General features: G+C 45.7%; 19 protein-coding genes, 2 tRNA genes, 2 other RNA genes and 1 pseudogene. 6 read left to right on the forward strand and 18 right to left on the reverse strand.

The features are described 5' to 3' along the window. Positions 1-72: 72 nt before the first annotated feature. The 5 genes from galE to gpmA all read left to right on the forward strand — a co-directional run bounded on the left by galE (position 73) and on the right by gpmA (position 5,278). Complete coding sequence (gene galE, locus LPW36_RS10210; protein WP_230609566.1) at positions 73-1,092, forward strand: UDP-glucose 4-epimerase GalE; 1,020 nt, start codon at positions 73-75, stop codon at positions 1,090-1,092. Next, on the forward strand, positions 1,085-2,155 hold the full coding sequence (galT, locus tag LPW36_RS10215) for a galactose-1-phosphate uridylyltransferase (RefSeq protein ID WP_230609567.1): 1,071 nt from the start codon (positions 1,085-1,087) through the stop codon (positions 2,153-2,155). Before galE ends, galT begins: the two co-directional genes overlap by 8 nt. Beyond that, positions 2,148-3,299 (forward strand): galactokinase, encoded by a 1,152-nt coding sequence (gene galK / locus LPW36_RS10220; RefSeq protein WP_230609568.1) that lies wholly within the window; start codon positions 2,148-2,150, stop codon positions 3,297-3,299. The genes galT and galK overlap by 8 nt, the downstream gene beginning before the upstream one ends. After that, complete coding sequence (gene galM / locus LPW36_RS10225) at positions 3,293-4,336, forward strand: galactose-1-epimerase (RefSeq protein WP_230609569.1); 1,044 nt, start codon at positions 3,293-3,295, stop codon at positions 4,334-4,336. The genes galK and galM overlap by 7 nt, the downstream gene beginning before the upstream one ends. A 189-nt stretch (positions 4,337-4,525) precedes the next feature. Beyond that, positions 4,526-5,278: a 2,3-diphosphoglycerate-dependent phosphoglycerate mutase gene (gene gpmA / locus LPW36_RS10230; protein WP_230609570.1), complete on the forward strand. Its 753-nt coding sequence runs from the start codon at positions 4,526-4,528 to the stop codon at positions 5,276-5,278. A gap of 71 nt (positions 5,279-5,349) precedes the next feature. Here gpmA and aroG read toward each other — a convergent pair whose 3' ends face one another. Further along, a complete protein-coding gene (gene aroG, locus LPW36_RS10235; RefSeq protein WP_230609571.1) occupies positions 5,350-6,405 on the reverse strand; it encodes a 3-deoxy-7-phosphoheptulonate synthase AroG in 1,056 nt (351 codons plus the stop codon). A 496-nt stretch (positions 6,406-6,901) separates the two neighbouring features. On the opposite strand from aroG, the gene LPW36_RS10240 reads away from it, so the two are divergent. Further along, on the forward strand, positions 6,902-7,159 hold the full coding sequence (locus LPW36_RS10240) for a YjhX family toxin (RefSeq protein ID WP_230609572.1): 258 nt from the start codon (positions 6,902-6,904) through the stop codon (positions 7,157-7,159). Between the two features lie 294 nt (positions 7,160-7,453). Here LPW36_RS10240 and LPW36_RS10245 read toward each other — a convergent pair. From LPW36_RS10245 to LPW36_RS10325, 17 genes and pseudogenes are all read right to left on the reverse strand, one after another. After that, positions 7,454-7,576, reverse strand: a non-coding RNA gene (locus LPW36_RS10245) — RtT sRNA. 30 nt (positions 7,577-7,606) lie between these two features. Beyond that, positions 7,607-7,682, reverse strand: a tRNA-Lys gene (locus LPW36_RS10250). Positions 7,683-7,738: 56 nt separating this feature from the next. Further along, a non-coding RNA gene (locus tag LPW36_RS10255) (RtT sRNA) lies at positions 7,739-7,860 on the reverse strand. A 14-nt stretch (positions 7,861-7,874) separates the two neighbouring features. After that, positions 7,875-7,950 (reverse strand) — tRNA-Lys (locus LPW36_RS10260). Between the two features lie 210 nt (positions 7,951-8,160). Further along, positions 8,161-8,922: a cell division protein CpoB gene (gene cpoB, locus LPW36_RS10265; RefSeq protein WP_230609573.1), complete on the reverse strand. Its 762-nt coding sequence runs from the start codon at positions 8,920-8,922 to the stop codon at positions 8,161-8,163. 9 nt (positions 8,923-8,931) lie between these two features. Then, positions 8,932-9,444, reverse strand: coding sequence for a peptidoglycan-associated lipoprotein Pal (pal, locus tag LPW36_RS10270; RefSeq protein WP_130591761.1), 513 nt, complete (start codon positions 9,442-9,444; stop codon positions 8,932-8,934). Between the two features lie 52 nt (positions 9,445-9,496). Continuing rightward, positions 9,497-10,789, reverse strand: a complete 1,293-nt coding sequence (gene tolB / locus LPW36_RS10275; protein WP_230609574.1) for a Tol-Pal system beta propeller repeat protein TolB — start codon at positions 10,787-10,789, stop codon at positions 9,497-9,499. A 141-nt stretch (positions 10,790-10,930) separates the two neighbouring features. Continuing rightward, entirely contained in the window at positions 10,931-11,983 is a 1,053-nt protein-coding gene (gene tolA, locus LPW36_RS10280; RefSeq protein ID WP_230609575.1) for a cell envelope integrity protein TolA, read from the reverse strand. A 64-nt stretch (positions 11,984-12,047) separates the two neighbouring features. Further along, complete coding sequence (gene tolR, locus LPW36_RS10285) at positions 12,048-12,482, reverse strand: colicin uptake protein TolR (RefSeq protein WP_140918032.1); 435 nt, start codon at positions 12,480-12,482, stop codon at positions 12,048-12,050. Between the two features lie 14 nt (positions 12,483-12,496). Further along, positions 12,497-13,180: a Tol-Pal system protein TolQ gene (gene tolQ / locus LPW36_RS10290; RefSeq protein ID WP_230609576.1), complete on the reverse strand. Its 684-nt coding sequence runs from the start codon at positions 13,178-13,180 to the stop codon at positions 12,497-12,499. Then, on the reverse strand, positions 13,177-13,581 hold the full coding sequence (ybgC, locus tag LPW36_RS10295; protein WP_230609577.1) for a tol-pal system-associated acyl-CoA thioesterase: 405 nt from the start codon (positions 13,579-13,581) through the stop codon (positions 13,177-13,179). The genes tolQ and ybgC overlap by 4 nt, the downstream gene beginning before the upstream one ends. A 144-nt stretch (positions 13,582-13,725) precedes the next feature. Next, positions 13,726-14,019, reverse strand: a complete 294-nt coding sequence (gene ybgE, locus LPW36_RS10300; RefSeq protein ID WP_230609578.1) for a cyd operon protein YbgE — start codon at positions 14,017-14,019, stop codon at positions 13,726-13,728. 8 nt (positions 14,020-14,027) lie between these two features. Continuing rightward, positions 14,028-14,129: a cytochrome bd-I oxidase subunit CydX gene (cydX, locus tag LPW36_RS10305; RefSeq protein WP_130591768.1), complete on the reverse strand. Its 102-nt coding sequence runs from the start codon at positions 14,127-14,129 to the stop codon at positions 14,028-14,030. Positions 14,130-14,151: 22 nt separating this feature from the next. Beyond that, positions 14,152-15,291 (reverse strand): cytochrome d ubiquinol oxidase subunit II, encoded by a 1,140-nt coding sequence (gene cydB / locus LPW36_RS10310; protein WP_230609579.1) that lies wholly within the window; start codon positions 15,289-15,291, stop codon positions 14,152-14,154. A gap of 14 nt (positions 15,292-15,305) precedes the next feature. Beyond that, positions 15,306-16,877 carry a cytochrome ubiquinol oxidase subunit I gene (gene cydA / locus LPW36_RS10315; protein WP_230609580.1) on the reverse strand — a complete coding sequence of 524 codons (1,572 nt, stop codon included), beginning with the start codon at positions 16,875-16,877 and terminating at the stop codon, positions 15,306-15,308. 669 nt (positions 16,878-17,546) lie between these two features. Beyond that, positions 17,547-18,626, reverse strand: a complete 1,080-nt coding sequence (locus LPW36_RS10320) for a glycosyltransferase family 9 protein (protein ID WP_230609581.1) — start codon at positions 18,624-18,626, stop codon at positions 17,547-17,549. A 268-nt stretch (positions 18,627-18,894) separates the two neighbouring features. Then, a pseudogene (locus LPW36_RS10325) lies at positions 18,895-19,131 on the reverse strand (IS4 family transposase); the annotation flags it as partial.

Consider the following 19,131-nt stretch of genomic DNA (forward strand, 5'->3'; position numbering starts at 1 on the left):
TCTCGATCACCTTTTTCCCTGTTTTTGTTGTGCTATCATTGCCTCAATTATTTTATATGTGGAGAAAGTCTTGTGAATGTTCTGATTACAGGTGGTATCGGTTACATAGGCAGTCATACCTGCGTTCAACTGATTGAAGCTGGACATACTCCAGTTATCATCGATAACTTGTGTAACAGTAAAGCCAGTGTACTTAAACGTATTGAACAATTAACGGGCCACAAGCCAGCGTTCTACAACGGTGATGTTCGTGATGCGACGTTACTGGATAAGATTTTTGCAGAACATCGCATTGACTCAGTTATCCATTTTGCTGCGCTAAAAGCTGTCGGTGAATCCGTCAACAAGCCACTGGAATATTATGACAATAATATTCATGGCTCATTATCTTTAGTTGATGCCATGCGTCGGGCTGGCGTTAAAAACTTTATCTTTAGTTCATCCGCAACGGTATATGGCGATCAGCCCATTACCCCTTATGTGGAGACCATGAAAACCCGCCGCCCTTCCAGCCCTTACGGTAACAGTAAACTGATTATCGAACAGTGTCTGGAGGATATACAAAAAGCACAGCCGGATATGAGCATCGCGCTATTACGTTACTTTAATCCGGTTGGTGCACACTCTTCCGGCTTGATGGGCGAAGATCCTCAGGGTATTCCCAATAACCTGATGCCATTTATTGCTCAAGTCGCCGTTGGCCGCCGTGAATATCTCTCCATCTTTGGAAACGATTACCCAACACCGGACGGCACCTGTGTACGGGATTATATCCACGTGGTTGACGTAGCCGATGGTCACCTTGCCGCATTGAATAAGGTAACCAATCACCCAGGCACTTATATCTATAATCTGGGTGCTGGCTTTGGTTATAGCGTACTGGATGTGGTTAATGCCTTTAGCAAAGCCTGCGGTAAACCGGTTCCTTATCAGTTTGCTGCACGCCGTGATGGCGATCTGGCCAGCTACTGGGCAGACTCAACCAAAGCAGCCAATGAGTTAGGCTGGCAGGTAAAACTGAACCTGGACGACATGTGTGCAGATACCTGGCGTTGGCAATCAATGAATCCTCAAGGGTATCCCGATGAGTAATACCAACTCTGCTGGTTTTAATCCTGTTGATCATCCCCACCGTCGATTTAATCCGCTAACCGGACAGTGGATTTTGGTCTCCCCCCACCGGGCTAAACGCCCGTGGCAAGGGCAACAAGAGTCTGTAGACCATACCCGTCAGCCAGCCCACGACCCCGACTGCTTTTTATGTGCAGGCAACACTCGGGTAACCGGAGACGTTAATCCTGATTACCGTGGAACCTATGTGTTCACCAACGACTTTGCCGCGCTAATGCCGGATACCCCTGATGCAGAGCAATCCACCGATCCGCTAATGCGCTGCCAAAGCGCACGGGGGACCAGCCGGGTGATCTGCTTCTCTCCGGACCACAGCAAAAGCCTGCCGGAGTTATCACTTGCCGCTTTAGAAGAGATCATTCGTACCTGGCAACAGCAGTTAGACGAGCTGGGGAAAATTTATCCCTGGGTACAAATTTTTGAAAATAAAGGGGCGGCGATGGGGTGCTCTAATCCCCATCCTCATGGACAAATATGGGCTAACAGTTTTCTGCCCAATGAAGCCGAACGGGAAGATCGCCTGCAACGTGAATATTTTGAACAGCAGCATTCATCTATGTTGCTGGACTATGTAAAACGGGAAATGGCCGACGGTAGCCGCACGGTTGTAGAGACGAAACACTGGTTGGCAGTAGTTCCTTACTGGGCTGCCTGGCCTTTTGAAACCTTGCTATTACCTAAAGTTCACGTTCGCCATATGGGGGAACTCAGCGCTGAACAGCGTCAGGATCTGGCGCTGGCATTGAAAAAGCTTACCAGCCGTTACGATAATCTGTTCCGCTGCTCCTTCCCCTACTCTATGGGCTGGCATGGTGCACCATTCAACGGACAGGACAATTCCCACTGGCAATTGCATGCTCACTTTTATCCACCGTTGCTGCGTTCCGCTACGGTGCGTAAATTTATGGTGGGCTATGAAATGATGGCAGAGTCGCAGCGGGATCTTACCGCAGAGCAGGCAGCAGAACGCCTGAGAGCAGTTAGCGATGTGCATTACAATGAGTCAGGAGAGCCAAATGAGTGATTTGAAGCAAAAAACCCAGGCTATTTTTCAACAGCAGTTTGGCTATCTTCCTGAAACGACCATTCAGGCACCGGGAAGAGTCAATCTTATCGGTGAACACACGGATTACAACGACGGTTTTGTTCTGCCTTGCGCCATTGATTACCAGACGGTAATTAGCTGCACCAGACGCAATGATAATCTGGTTCGGGTGGTTGCCGCTGACTACCACAACCAGCAGGATAGCTTTACGCTCGGTGAGGATATCGCCTCCCATCCTGAATATATGTGGGCTAACTATATTCGCGGTGTGATTCTGTTTCTGCAACAGCGCGCCCCCGGATTTGGCGGCGCCGATCTGGTGATTAGCGGTAACGTACCTCAGGGTGCAGGTTTAAGCTCTTCAGCCTCATTGGAAGTTGCCGTCGGCAAAGCGTTTCAGGTGCTGTATCAGTTACCGCTGGATGGTGTGGCGCTGGCGCTAAACGGACAACAGGCCGAGAACCAGTTTGTTGGTTGTAACTGCGGCATTATGGATCAGCTTATCTCTTCTCTGGGTAAAAAAGATCATGCCTTGCTGATTGACTGCCGCAGTCTGAAAACCAAAGCGGTCTCTATGCCTGATGACATGGCGGTAATTATCATCAACTCCAATGTAAAACGTGGGTTGGTTGATAGTGAATACAATACCCGCCGTAAACAGTGCGAGGCAGCAGCAGACTTCTTTAATGTGACGGCACTGCGCGATGTCACCATTGAACAACTCAATGCGGCTAAAGCAAATCTGGACCCGCTGGTATTCAAACGCGCCCGTCATGTTATCACTGAAAATACCCGTACTCTGGCCGCCGCTGACGCACTGGCAGCAGGCAATCTGCCTGAGCTGGGTCACCTGATGGCTGAATCGCATATTTCAATGCGTGATGACTTCGAAATTACCGTCCCTGCCATTGATGTGCTGGTTGAAATTATCAAACCGGTGATTGGTAATCGTGGTGGCGTGCGTATGACCGGTGGTGGCTTCGGTGGCTGTATTGTGGCGCTGGCTCCTCAGGCGCTGGTAGATGAAATCCGTCAGGCGGTTCATCAACAATATCATCAGCAAACCGGCATGAAAGAAGTATTCTATATTTGCCGGGCGTCAGAAGGAGCGGGAACATGTTAAAAACCACCGCAGCGCTGGCCCCGGATGGTCAGCCATTTCATATTGTTACTTTAGCCAACCAATCCGGTACTCAGGCTCAAATGATGGATTGGGGAGCGACATGGCTCTCTTTTCGCATGCCGATGGGTGATGGTTCAGTACGTGAATTACTGTTAGGTTGCAGCAGCCCGGAAGATTACCTGCATCAGGGTGCCTACCTGGGTGCTACCGTTGGTCGTTATGCTAACCGAATTGCCAACTCGCGCTTAAGCCACCGGGGTATAACCACCACGTTAAGCCCTAATCAGGGAACTCACCAGTTGCACGGTGGCGCTAACAGTTTTGACCAGCGTCGTTGGACAATTGAGAGCCGGAGCGACCAGTCAGTAACCTTTAAGTTCTATTCAGCCGATGGCGACAATGGTTATCCGGGAAATCTTACCGCAGAAGTCACCTATACCCTGACGGAAACCAATCGTATAGAGATTAGCTATCTGGCTACTGTCGATCGCGATTGTCCGGTTAACCTGACCAATCACGCCTATTTTAATCTTGATGGTGTCAATCAGGACAGCCGCCATCATCGACTGCAAATTAATGCTGAGTACTTTTTACCGGTCAATAGCGAAGGTATTCCTGATGCCGATCTTACACCGGTCAATGGCCTGAGCATGGATTTCCGTCAGCCGAAAACGCTAATGCAAGATTTCCTGACCGATGAATACCAGCGCAAAGTAAGCGGTTATGACCATGCTTATCTGTTATCAGCGGCGTGCCACAATGGAGAGCACCCGGCAGCCCTGCTCTGGTCTGCGGATAATAAGGTAAAAATGAGCGTATTCACCACCAAACCTGCACTTCAGCTGTATAGTGGTAACTTTTTGCAGGGTACCCCATCTCGCGATGGTGAAACCTACGCTAGCTTTGTCGGTGTCGCTCTGGAAAGCGAGTTTTTGCCAGACAGCCCTAATCATCCTGAATGGCCACAACCTGACTGTTGGTTAGCGCCAAAGCAAATCTATCGCTCCTCAACTGTCTATCAATTTGATTGGGTTTAACTATCAATGGTTAACCTCTGTGTAAAAAGCCCGATATCATTGACGATCTCGGGCTTTTTACTCTTCTGATTTGCCTCGTTATGCATAACTTCATCTATCATTAAGTCATACCCTTCTATTTGAATTTATTTTAATAAGCGTATAGTGATAATCATTATCATTTAATGAGCATATGGAAAGGAGATAACGATGGCTGTAACAAAACTCGTTCTCGTCAGACACGGTGAAAGTGAGTGGAATAAAGAGAACCGTTTTACCGGTTGGACTGACATAGAACTTTCCGATAAAGGCAGAGCCGAAGCCGCTCAGGCCGGTGAACTGTTAAAAGCGGAAGGTTTTGCCTTTGATTTTGCTTATACCTCTGTGCTGAAAAGAGCCATTCATACGCTGTGGAGCATTTTAGATAAAATGGATACCCAGTGGCTACCGGTTGAAAAATCCTGGAAATTAAACGAGCGTCACTATGGTGCGCTTCAGGGGTTAAACAAAGCTGAAACCGCACAAAAATATGGTGATGAGCAGGTTAAGCTTTGGCGCCGCGGCTTTGCCGTTACACCTCCGGAACTGACCAAAGACGATGAGCGTTATCCGGGGCATGACCCGCGCTATGCCAAACTAAAACCAGCCGAATTGCCGGTAACCGAAAGTCTGGCAACCACTATCGAACGTGTAATCCCTTACTGGAGTGACGTTATCAAACCACGTATTGCCAGCGGAGAACGCGTAATTATCGCTGCTCATGGTAACTCTATTCGTGCTCTGGTGAAGTATTTGGATAATATGACCGAGGATGAAATTCTGGAACTGAATATCCCAACGGGCGTACCTTTGGTGTATGAGTTTGATGAAAATATGAATTCGATTAAGCACTACTATCTTAGTGATGCAGATGAAATCGCGGCAAAAGCGGCGGCGGTAGCGAATCAGGGTAAAGCAAAGTAATTATTACGCTGAGTTGAATATAAAACGGGGAGTCAAAGCTCTCCGTTTTATTCTATTTCATACTCTGTGTATTACTTACCGCGACGCGCCTGAACCGCGTAGGCCAGATTTTGTAGCAGCAGTTCGGTGTCGTCCCAGCCAATACAGGCATCGGTAACGCTCTGACCGTAAATTAGTGGCTCACCGCTTTCCAGACTCTGAGCGCCTTCCACCAGATGACTTTCAACCATTACACCAGTAATTGCACCATCACCATCAGAGATTTGCTGGCATACGCTTTCGCACACTTCCATCTGCTTTTTATACTGTTTGCAACTGTTAGCATGGCTGAAATCGATCATGACGTTAAGCGGTAGCTTAGCCTTATTCAGACTCTCTTTAACGTTCTTCACGTCTTCAGGACTGTAATTTGGCGCTTTACCACCACGCAGGATGATATGGCAATCATGATTACCACGGGTATTCACAATCGCCGAATGACCATATTTGGTCACTGACAGAAAACAGTGCGGCGCACCGGCAGCATTAATCGCGTCAATTGCTACTTTAATCGTACCGTCGGTACCATTTTTAAAACCAACCGGGCAGGATAACCCTGATGCCAGTTCACGATGAACCTGTGATTCGGTAGTACGAGCCCCAATGGCTCCCCAGCTCATTAAATCTGCCAGATATTGCGGGGTAATCATATCCAGAAATTCACCGGCGGTTGGCAAACCACTGTCGTTAATATCCAGCAGTAGCTTACGCGCAATACGCAGGCCATCATTAATCTGGTAGCTATTATCCAGGTTAGGATCGTTAATTAACCCTTTCCAACCCACGGTAGTACGCGGTTTCTCAAAGTAGACCCGCATAACAATTTCCAGATCTTTATCAAGGCGCTTACGCACCTCTGCCAGACGGCGAGAATACTCAAGAGCAGCATCAACATCATGAATAGAACAAGGGCCAATTACCACTAACAGGCGGTCATCTTCCCCCGCCAAAATATTATGAATCGCCTCTCGGGAAGCCGCGACCGTTAAAGCAGCCTTCTCCGTAGCAGGGAACTTCTCCAGCAACGCAACCGGAGGTAACAGTTCATTAATCTCTTTTATTCTTATATCATCATTTTGATAGTTCATTTTTACCCATCCGGTGTCTGATCAAACAACAATATTACAGCCTACAACAATCCCCTGCCTTCAAACAACCGGAGAAACGGACATTATTTATTAAAGATAATTACATGGTAAAAACTGGTGATGACGTAGTTTTGTATAGTCAAATATGAGTGATATAAACGAAAGCACCATAAAAAGCGGCTCTTTTAGTGGTGATGTGTTTGAAAAGTTGAAAATTACTCCGTTAAATTGCTGCGTTCTACCGCAAAACAAGCGTTTTAACATGCAATCTCGCTCACAATCTCCCGTCAGTAAAATTCCCCACACAAAAACCTGTGTTATCATGCCTACCGTAAATACCTTTCAACTCAATCAGAGGCTTGATGCTGGAGAATGTAATCATCAGATAATCAGACACCCGCGACATTACGTCGGGCTGGTTATCAATGCGCTAAAACAGGATGCGAACATATTGTGTTTGCAGATTTGCTCATGATGATTAACAGGTTTTTCCAGTATGAATATTTCCCGTCAAGAACAACGTACTCTTCACGTCCTTGCTAAGGGCGGACGTATCACTTATATCCGTGACATCTCTGGTCGCGTTACTTTCGTTGAATGTTATTCCCGGGAGGGATATTTACTCAGCGACTGCACCCTCGACATTTTCGGTAAGCTAAAACGTAAAAAACTGATTAAATCAGTCAACAGTCAGCCTTATCGTATCACGATGGCCGGGCTACGGGCGGTTCGCCCTCAGTTAGATAACCAATAGTTCAACACAGGTGCTTAAGCGAGTGACGATGTAGGTAAAACGACATCGTCACTTCTTTTCATCAATGGAAGATTTAAGCCATGAATTGGCTCTCTATGCCCCTTTAAGCGCTTAAAAGGTATCGGATGCGATAACCATCTCTTTATATAGAATAACGCTGACAGACCCCTTTCAGGGTACAGAAAGCTTATATAAGCTGTATATTAGCGTGGAAAGTAAATTGAAATGTTTCCAGGGATGATGCTCCCACGATTTGCAGACATAAAAAAAGCGCCTTTGGCGCCTGTTCAATAATGGTGGGTCGTGCAGGATTACTCGGCCTCTGGCCTCGCCCTCCGGGCCGTTGCCGTTGGCAACGTTGTCTCACTTCGTTCGACTCGAACCTTAGGTTCTTCATCCCCACGATTTGCAGACATAAAAAAAGCGCCTTTGGCGCCTGTTCAATAATGGTGGGTCGTGCAGGATTCGAACCTGCGACCAATTGATTAAAAGTCAACTGCTCTACCGACTGAGCTAACGACCCATTATTGATATTCTGAAGTGATAACAACGAAATAAATCAAGATGAAATGGCTTAAATGGTGGGTCGTGCAGGATTACTCGGCCTCTGGCCTCGCCCTTCGGGCCGTTGCCGTTGGCAACGTTGTCTCACTGCGTTCGACTCGAACCTTGGGTTCTTCATCCCACGATTTTCCATCGTACTAAAGCCTAGTAATGGTGGGTCGTGCAGGATTCGAACCTGCGACCAATTGATTAAAAGTCAACTGCTCTACCGACTGAGCTAACGACCCTAAGCTTTACTATCTTTACTAATTTGCTATCCGTTGCATGTGGATGCTGTATCCAGTTATCCCCTGCAACGGCGGCTTATATTAATCACTTCTGGAATTTGTGCAACAAAAATTTTCCCTTTCGGCATCTAACTGCCTGATCTTTACCCATCTGACCTCATAAAATAGCCAATCTGGTAAAAATACAGGCAGATTATAATAGCCAAAAGCTTACAGAGCGCTTAAACGTTTCTCAGCTTGTTTAGCGCTGGCGCTGTTCGCATACAGGGAGATAATACGCTGATACACCGCTTTAGCTTTATCCTTCTCCCCTTTCTCCTGCATGATAATGCCCACTTTCAGCATTGATTCAGAAGCTTTAGGTGATTTCGGGTAATTTTTTACTACGGTAGCAAAATAGTATGACGCATCATCTTTTTTGCCTTTGTTGTAATTCAGTTGCCCCAGCCAGTAATTAGCATTTGGCTGATAACTGGAGTTTGGGTACTGTTTTACAAAACTCTGGAAGGCAGTGATGGCATCATCATACTGTTTCTTCTCCAGAGCCAGGGCTACCGCATTATCGTAATCCTGTTTTTCATTACCACTGCTTGTTGCTGCTGCACTGGTCGAAGTACTTGCTGCACTTGCGGCAGTAACAGTATTGGTTGATGGCGTATTGGTTGTGCTTGCAGCAGATGAAGCCCCTTTACTACCCAGTTCATCTATCTGCTGCAAAATAATCTTTTGTCGTTCGACAATTTGTTCTAATTGATACTGATTGGTTTGGATCTGGCCACGCAGACTATCAATATCTCTCTGCGAATCGGACAACTGCTGCTGCAATTGGGTCAGCAATTGCCCATGTGCGTTAGATATACGCTCCAGTTGAGTGAGGCGCTCATCATCTGACGCAGCAATAGCAGCCCCAGGGGCTGCTATGCCAACCAGTAACGACAGACCTAATAAACGATATCTGAAATTACGGTTCATGAGTTTCTCTTAGTAAACAAGTACTGCGCGACGGTTTTTAGCATAAGCAGCTTCGTCATGACCTAACACTGCAGGTTTCTCTTTACCATAAGAGACGATAGCCATTTGCTCGCCAGATACGCCTTTACCCTGGAGATACATCTTCACCGCATTAGCACGACGCTCGCCCAGTGCGATGTTGTATTCCGGAGTACCACGTTCATCAGCATGACCTTCGATAGTCACTTTGTAAGACGGGTTTGAACGCAGGAATGCAGCATGAGCATCCAGCATTTGAGCGAAATCAGAACGTACATCGTAGCTGTCGTAATCGAAGTAAACGATGTTGTTGCTTTGCAGCTGTTGCAGAGTCAGACGCGCTTGCTCATCCAGAGATGAACTGTTGCCACCCATACCGTAACCACCGTTAGCACCCATACCTGACTGGCTACCATCAGTGTCAGAACCACTGCTGCTACATGCAGCCAGAGCCATAACAGGTAACGCAAACATCAGCCCCTTCAGCACTTTATTCAGTTGCATTTTTCTCGATCCTTTAATAAATAAAATTGCCATACATTTTTAACATCATGCATCACAGATACGGCGACCAGGCAGGGAATTTAACCTGACCTTCAGTTGCCGGAAGACGCGCTTTAAAACGCCCATCAGTCGAAACTAAACGTAACACGCTACCCGGCCCTTCAGTGGCACTATAGATAATCATGGTTCCGTTAGGTGCGATACTCGGCGTTTCATCCAGGAAGGTTTCGGTCAATACTTGCACCGCTCCTGTGTCCAGATCCAGTTTAGCGATGTGCTGTTGACCATTCGCAGAACTCACCATAGCCATAAACTTGCCATCTGGTGAAACATCCGTGTCTTGATTTTGAGCACCTTCCCAGGAAACGCGAACCGGCGCACCGCCGTTAATATTCACTTTATAAATTTGTGGACGCCCACCCTGGTCGGAAGTGTACGCCAGAGTTTGGTTATCCGGATACCAGGATGGCTCGGTGTCGTTACTACGACTACGAGTAACCTGAGTAATCTGACCTGAAGCTAAGTTCATCATATACAGGTTCAAACTGCCATCTTTTGATAACGCAAAAGCCAGTTTAGAACCATCCGGAGAGAATGCCGGCGCGCCGTTGTGACGAGGGAAAGCAGCAACGCGCTTAATTGCGCCGTTAGATAATGTCTGAACCACTAATTCAGAACGACCGCTTTCAAAAGTTACATAAGCAATTTTGCTACCGTCCGGAGACCAGGCCGGAGACATCAAAGGCTCAGGTGAACGATGAACCACTGACTGGTTAAAGCCATCATAATCAGATACGCGCAGCTCATGAGGGAATTGACCACCGGCTTTACGCACCACATAAGCGATGCGAGTACGGAATGCACCTTTAATACCCGTTAGCTTTTCAAAGGTTTCATCGCTGGCGGTATGAGCCGCAAAACGTAACCATTGTTTAGTGATCTTATATTGGTTTTGCGATAAAACCGTCGGGCTAGCCGTTGAGGTATCAACTAATTGATAAGATACCAGGTAACCACCATCAGCACTTGGCTGAATTTGCCCAACCACTACTGCATCAATACCCAACGCAGACCATGCTGCCGGTGTAACTTCTGAAACCGTGGTTGGTGATTGTGGATTACGTTCAGCCGCTAATGGGTTAAATTTGCCGCTGTTTCTTAAATCAGAAGCGATAATATCGGCGATATTTTCTGGCGCTGCGCCAGTACCTGTCCACTTAAATGGCACAACGCCAATAGGTCTGGCTGAATCCACGCCCTGAGTAATAACAATTCTGACTTCAGCGTGTAGCACGGATGCCCACAAAATCAGCAAACCCATAGCTAGTCGAAATGCATGCTTCATGTTCTCTCCCTTATCCCGGCCGGACGGCCTTGATAAATTGCTCGTTTGTAACAAAGTGACAACGTTTAAACCGTTCAAATATTGGCTATAACCAATCAGAAATCAAGTCTAAAACGTAATTTCTCTTTATCTATCTTCCATTTACTGCGGTTTAAAATCGATTGGAGCGTTTTTAAACTTTTCATATACGGCAGTTGATGGTGGTTTTGGTATTTTTGCCTGTCTGGCCGCAACTAACGCAACCTGACAAAGCGCCGGATCCCCGCCTTCTGCCTGAACACTAAACAAGGTTCCATCTGGTGCTAACTTGATGCGCAGCGTACAGGTTTTACCTCTGTACAGTTGCGCATCATAAAAATTTCGCATAATTGCAGATTGAATCTGCGACATATAAGCATCAACTTCAGGACCGGTGGCTCCCGCTTTAGTGCCCCCGCCAGAAGCGCCATTGGCTGATGGTGCATTTTTATCAGAAGCCAGTCCGCCAAAGATATCATCAACCTCTGCCGCCGCTTTTTTAGCGTCCGCGGCGGCCTTTTTAGCATCAGCAGCTTTTTTGGCATCATCAGCGGCTTTTTGTTTAACTTCATCAGCCGCTTTTTGTTTTGCATCTTCAGCAGCTTTCTGTTTGGCTAATGCTTCGACCTGTTTTTTAGCATCATCCGCCGCTTTTTTAGCATCGGCTTCTGCTTTCTTTCTGGCTTCTGCCGCTGCTGCGGTCGCTTTTTGTTGAGCTTCGGCTTCAGCCTTAGCCTGAGCGGCCTGAGCCTCAGCCTGTTTTTGTACTTCCTGAGCCTTCTTCGCAGCCTGCTCTGCCTGCTGCTGTTGTTCCGCCTGCTTTTTCGCTGCTTCCTGAGCAGCCAGACGATCTTTTTCTAACTGCTTCAGGCGTTGCTGCTCCGCAGCCTGTTGTTGGCGTTGTTCTTCGGCCTGACGGTCAACTTCCTGTTGTCTGAGTTTTTCTGCCCGCTTGGCATCTGATTTTTGTTGCTGCTGACGCTCATATTGTTGCGCCATCGCATTAGGATCGACCATCACAGCATCAATAACTGAACCACCGCCACCACCACCGGTCAGGATATCTTTCTGCATAAACGCGCCGATCGCCAGCAAGCCAATCACCAGAATATGCAAAATTATCGAAACCATTACTGAACGGTTTAGTTTATCTTCGTGCTCTGTTGCCTTTACCACACGCTGTTTCCAAAAAACAAATGAACTGACAAGACCGCTGGCTTAACTAAGTCCGACTTAACCATTATATCGGTTGAGTCATCAACCCAACAGAGGTTACACCTGCACGATGAAGCATATTTAACGCTTTAATAACTTCATCATAGGGAACTTCTTTAGCGCCACCGATTAAAAATACTGTTTTTGGATCTTCCTTTAACCGTGCCTGAGCTTCCGCAATGACCTGTTGCTCAGGAATCTGCTCAATACGCTCTTTATCAACCACTAATGCATATTGCCCCACACCAGATACTTCGACAATTACCGGCGGCTTATTATCCGTAGAAACTGCTTTAGAGTCGGATGCATCCGGTAAATCGACCTCTACGCTTTGGGTAATAATTGGTGCTGTTGCCATAAAAATCAACAATAACACTAACAATACGTCCAATAAGGGAACGATATTTATTTCTGCCGTTTTACCGGTGCTGCTGCGCCGGGATGTACGTTTATACGCCACGCTAGCCCCCTTACTTATTTAGTCTCTGTAGAGAACGCCTGACGATGGAGAATTGTGGTGAACTCTTCCATAAAGTTGTCATAATTCTGCTCGAGCTTAAATACCCGCAAGCTAAGGCGGTTATGTGCCATTACGGCAGGGATCGCGGCAAATAAACCGATTGCGGTAGCGATCAATGCTTCGGCAATACCCGGTGCAACCATCTGTAAGGTAGCCTGTTTTACTGCGCCCAGTGCGATAAAGGAGTGCATAATCCCCCATACGGTACCAAACAGACCGATATACGGACTGATGGACCCTACCACACCAAGAAATGGAATATGGTTTTCAAGATTCTCAAGCTCACGATTCAGAGAAAGGCGCATCGCTCTGGTTGCCCCTTCAATGGCTGCTTCCGGCGCATGATTGTTTGCACGGTGCAGGCGAGCGAACTCTTTAAAACCTGAATAAAAAATTTGTTCTGAACCACCTAACTCATCACGGCGGGCATTGCTTTCCTGATACAAACGAGACAAATCAATACCTGACCAGAATTTATCCTCAAAAGCTTCAGCTTCACGTCTTGCCGTACTTAAAATACGGGTACGTTGGATAATAATGGCCCAGGATGCGATCGAAAATCCAACCAGGATCAGCATTACAAATTTTACGAGTAAACTAGCCTCAAGGAACAGGCTCATGATATTCATGTCAGTCACTGCTTTAACTCCGCGACAATAGACCTGGGAAGTTTCATTGGCTTCATCAGGTGTGAATCAACACATGCTACTAACACATCTGCCTGGCTTAAAAGTTTACCATGTTGGTCAAAGATGCGTTGTGCAAACGTAAGGGATGCGCCGCCAATAGCCACAACTTCAGTTTCAATTTCCAACATATCATCAAGACGGGCAGGAAAAATGTACTCAACGGCCATACGACGAACAGCGAAAGCGACATGCTCACTCAGCAATTGTTGCTGATTATAATTGTATTGGCGCAGCATCTCTGTGCGCGCTCTTTCATAAAAGGCCACATAGCGGGCATGATAAACTACACCGCCCGCGTCAGTGTCTTCAAAATAGACCCGAACGGGCCATTTGAACAGCAAGTTACTCACAAATATATCCAGTCTGACTCTATAACTAACCGACTGATACTATACGCAAGACCAATCCTCTTGGGAATGGGAAGCAACAGATGAGAGCAAAAATAATTCTCAGTTAGGAAAACTGCCCCTTATTTTTGCTATGTGTAAATAAGTTTATGACAAAAAGTAAGCCAGACCTGCGATCAAGATCGCAATTGCAGGAAGCGGAGTAAAGAATGCTTTCCAGCGGATTCTCCTTGGGCGGAACCCTACCCCGTGGATAATCCCGGTGCATATGGCCCACATGATCAGCAAACTCTGCCATATCTCAATAGAACTGGTTTTAGCTGCGAACCGGGCCGGATCCCAGAAAACACAGAACGCCATTGAAAACGCTAAGATTAAAGAAAGGGCCCGAAACGGGCCCTTGTCCATAATAGCGTACAGTTTATTAAACACAGTACCCATTATGACTATTACTCGTCTTTATTTCCGTTGTTGGTTTCATACCATACTGCACCGATGATACCACATGCACAGGCAAGCAACGTACCGAGACTCCAGGCAAAATACCACATTGTTTTGCTCCTTATGTTGATATCAATACAGTGAAGCGTGGTTGTCTTCGATGTGTTTCTTATCGAGACGACCGAACATTTTCACGTAGCTCCAAATCGTATAAATCAATACGATTGGTACGAAAATCAGCGCAACAAAGGTCATTACCGTCAGAGTCAGATGACTTGAAGTCGCATCCCACATGGTCAGACTAACGCTTGGGTTAATGTTTGACGGCATAATGAATGGGAACATGGTGATCCCCGCCGTAAAGATAACACAAGCAATGGTCAGTGATGAGAACAGGAATGCCATACCGCCGCTGTTACAACGAGAACTGATGATGGTCAGTAACGGTAACACCACACCTAATGCCGGCACAGCCCACAAAATAGGATAGTTGTTATAGTTAATCAGCCATACACCTTCCTGAACAGCAACTTGCTTATTCAGCGGGTCAGACGGAGCGGTGTGATCTAATGCCGAGGTTACAACATAACCATCGATACCATAAACCACCCAGGCACCTGCTGCTGCAAAAGCAATCAGTACCACTAAAGCACCAATTTGCGTTGCGGCACGAGCGCGTAAACGCAGCTCTGCAGTGGTCTTCATCTGTAACCATGCTGCACCCTGAGTCACTAACATCATCAGGCTAACCACGCCAGCAACCAGTGCAAACGGGTTCAGCAGTTGGAAGAAGTTACCGGTGTAAGTTAAGCGGGACATGCTGTCGATGTTGAATGGTACGCCCTGTAACAGGTTACCAAACGCCACACCGAACACCAGTGCCGGGACAAAACTACCAAAGAAGATGCCGCCATCCCACAGGTTACGCCAGCGCTGATCTTCAACTTTACCACGATAGTCGAATCCAACCGGACGGAAGAATAATGCCGCCAGAACCAGAATCATCGCAATATAGAAGCCGGAAAACGCAGCCGCATAAGCTTGTGGCCATGCAGCAAACAGCGCCCCCCCGGCAGTGATCAGCCATACCTGGTTACCATCCCAGTGAGGAGCAATACTGTTAATCATAATACGACGTTCAGTATTGGTCTTACCGATAATAGGAACAAGGATACCGACGCCCATATCAAAACCGTCAGTAATGGCGAAACCTACCAGTAACACGCCAACCAACAGCCACCAGATAAATCGTAATGTATCGTAATCTAACATGTCTGGACTCCTGTTTACCGTGTTTCTTGCGCTAATGCGGCACTGCGTTGTTCAAAGTGGTAACGTCCTGTTTTCAGGCTGCTTGGGCCCAGACGTGCATATTTGAACATTAAGTACATTTCCGCAATGAGGAACAGTGTGTACAGCCCGCAAATCAGAATGATTGAGAACCACAGGTCACCCGTAGTCAGGTGTGATGTTGCCGCCGCAACTGGCAGAACATCCGCAATCGCCCATGGTTGACGACCATACTCAGCAACGAACCAACCGGCTTCACAAGCAATCCACGGTAATGGGATACCGTACAGCGCTAAACGAAGCAACCATGGTTTCTCACCGATACGATTACGTGCAACGTGGTATACCGAAAGGCCGATAATCAGCAGCATCAGGAATCCACAGGCAATCATGATACGGAATGAGAAGTAAAGCGGGGCCACTTGCGGAATGGTACTGGCAGCAGCCGCTTTAATTTCGGCTTCTGTTGCGTTATTGATATCTTTAGCTTGCGTATGCAGCAGGATACCGTATCCCAGATCTTTCTTGGTCTGGTCAAAGGCAGCACGAACCGTTGGGTCTTTATCCCCTGCCCGCAGTTTTTCCAGCATCTGATAAGCAGTAACACCGTTACGAATACGTAACTCGTTTTCTGTCATCAGATCTTTCAGGCCGGTAATTTGTTTATCTAAAGAACGTGTTGCGATAATCCCTAATGCATATGGGATTTCAAGCGCGTAATGGTTCTTCATCTCTTTTTGATCCGGAAGGCTAATGATGTTGAATGCTGCCGGAGCAGGCTGTGTTTCCCATTCAGCTTCAATAGCAGCCAGCTTCACGCGCTGTACATCACCTAATTCATGACCAGACTCATCACCTAACAGAATAACTGACAGGGTTGAAGCCAGACCAAAACAGGCAGCGATAGCAAATGAACGCTTGGCGAATGGCAGATCGCGCTTCTTCAGTAAGTAGAATGCGCTAATACCAAGAATAAACATCGAACCGGTTACATAACCAGCAGAGACGGTATGAACGAATTTAACCTGTGCTACAGGGTTTAATACCAACTCCGAAAAGCTGAGCATTTCCATACGCATAGTTTCAAAGTTAAATTCTGATGCCACTGGATTTTGCATCCAGCCGTTTGCCACAAGAATCCACAGTGCAGAAAGATTAGAACCTAAAGCAACAAACCAGGTTACTGCTAAATGTTGAACCTTACTTAAACGATCCCAACCGAAGAAGAACAAACCGACTAACGTTGACTCAAGGAAAAACGCCATCAGACCTTCGATCGCCAGAGGCGCACCGAAGATATCCCCTACATAATGAGAGTAGTAAGACCAGTTTGTACCAAACTGGAACTCCATGGTTAAACCCGTGGCCACACCCAGCGCAAAGTTAATACCGAATAACTTGCCCCAGAATCTGGTCATATCTTTATATATTTGCTTACCTGTCAGCACATATACCGATTCCATGACTGCCAACAAAAACGCCATACCTAGCGTTAGTGGGACAAACAGGAAGTGGTACATTGCCGTCAGGGCAAACTGTAATCGTGATAGTTCGACGATATCAAACATCTTGACTCCTTGCTCCTCAGGAAGACAAACGGTAACAACCTAAACTGATGCCGTACCTCTCGTCTTACACCCATTACTCACCAGAGGTGAATGCCTTAAAAAATCAATTTACATCAATTTGTAAGCAATAATTGTTTCATCAACTATTTTAATAATCATACAGCGTTTAACTATCTATCGCGCTGTGTTCTGTTGAACATAAACACCTATTAACTTAAACAACCCTATGACACACATTAAATACTACGCTTCCAATCCCTTACAATAAATAGGTATTTCACAATAAAACCAGAATTGTGAACTCAAATCAAAATCGACATGTAACACGCACGCATAAAAATTGATGTAGAACAATTTTTTCTAATTACATCATAGATTCAATATTTTTCAATTCCATTTAATAACTATTTTGGCGATTTATACTAAATACTCCGGTTGAAACAATACAACAATTTAACAAAACAACGCTTATTAAAACAATTAATCAACATTTAACGTTATTTATTAAAAAAGAGCTCAGATTAATAAGCGACCCTGTTTGATAAAAATGAAATGGTAATAGAAAAAGAATAGTAGAGAGCGGAGAAACTACTGCAATCTTTCTTCGTTATAGCAAGATTGCAGTAATGATATAGATACGGTGGTTTTACATTCTTTTATATGAAAAAGTTAATCTATTGATAATATTTCACAGACACCTTTCAAAACGTCATCCGGTTTAATTGATGCTATCCCCAAGCCCTCTTGCGCAATGATTACTTTATGTAGTGCCAAATCCTGCAATGGTCTGGTGCCTGTCGCGTGTTTCATACCACGGAACATAACCACGGTTGGCGTCTTAACAGCAATGGCGACATGCAAAGGCCCGGTATCACCCACTACCAGACATTGAAAAGATGCTATTTTCTCAACTAATTGCTTCAAGTTTGTTTTCCCGGCTGAGTTTTTCACTCGCTCACTAAAGGGAAGTAACAGCGCTATTAGCTGATTATTGCGTTCAATTTCTGTCGGTCCCCCGATAAGTTCTATATCAATATCAGAAAACTTATTCAGAACTTGCCTGGCCACAATGGCAAATGATTCAATTGGCCAACAGCGTTCTTCTGAAGAGGCGCCAAGATGAATTCCTACCGTTCGCCGGTTTCTTTTCTCAGGACAATATTCAACGGGAATCACCATTTCCAATGAAGGTACGTTGATACCAATACTCTCCAGTAACTCTGCTTTTTTGTGAATAAGATGCACATCAACCGTTTGTTTATTACCCTTAACCGATAAAAACGGGTTGAGATAAAAGGTTTCCCTGCCTAAATAATCGTTGTAATACACATCTTTAATAATAATTTCTGAGTTTGCCAATGTTGCTGTCACGATGTCATAAGGCGATCGGGAGTGCAGCAAAAATACAGCATCAAGATGATGGGGTCTTAATGCTTTAACTAACTTCAATACTCCATTCAGTTTGCCATCCCAATAAAGGATATCGCTGAACATATCGCTGCCTTCAACCAACAGGGCATTCCGTCGATGAACCACCATAGTGATATTAGCGTCAGGGTATTTTTTCCGAATAGCGGCAATAGCTGGCGTATTGAGAAGAAAATCCCCCAGTGCCGTGGTAGAGAAAATAGCGATATTTTTTAAATGAGAAATATCGGAAGGTTGCAGATTTTTTTTAACGCTAAAACCAGTAAGTCGGTAAGCGGTAATGAAAAATGCTGCCAACTTCTGTTTTAATAACTTACTCATAACAATCCTTATCATGAACGCTGATAAAAGTTGCAAATAATATGTTGTCTATTAAACGATGGGTGGCATCTCTTAAATTATAAACGCTCACGTATAAAGATTAATATAAACAATAAGATAAATAAAAACATAGCCGATAACAAACAGTATAATTTAAATTAAAATCATTGTTCTTTACAATCAAAACAACATAGTTTCCTGAAAAAATAATTTAATGCTGGCAACAAAAAAGCCGCTTACGCGCTGAGGGATCCCCACAAAATCAGCGCTAATAAACCAACACCATACTCTGGTAGGTTTTGGCGAGATGATTAAGAACAGTACTGAGTACTGTTCGTCTTAAAATTAGCGGAGAGTGTCGCAAGACATTCTCCGCTAATGTCAGATAAGAAATTACCCGCCGCGATTTAATACTGTTGGCCTGGTATCTCAGATGCAACCCTCTATTTTCAGCGTGATAACCAATAAGCCACAGCACTATTGTGCTCAGTGTTGCCAGCAGGCT

This window comes from Limnobaculum eriocheiris, assembly GCF_021010575.1.
Taxonomy (GTDB): Bacteria; Pseudomonadota; Gammaproteobacteria; order Enterobacterales; family Enterobacteriaceae; genus Limnobaculum; species Limnobaculum eriocheiris.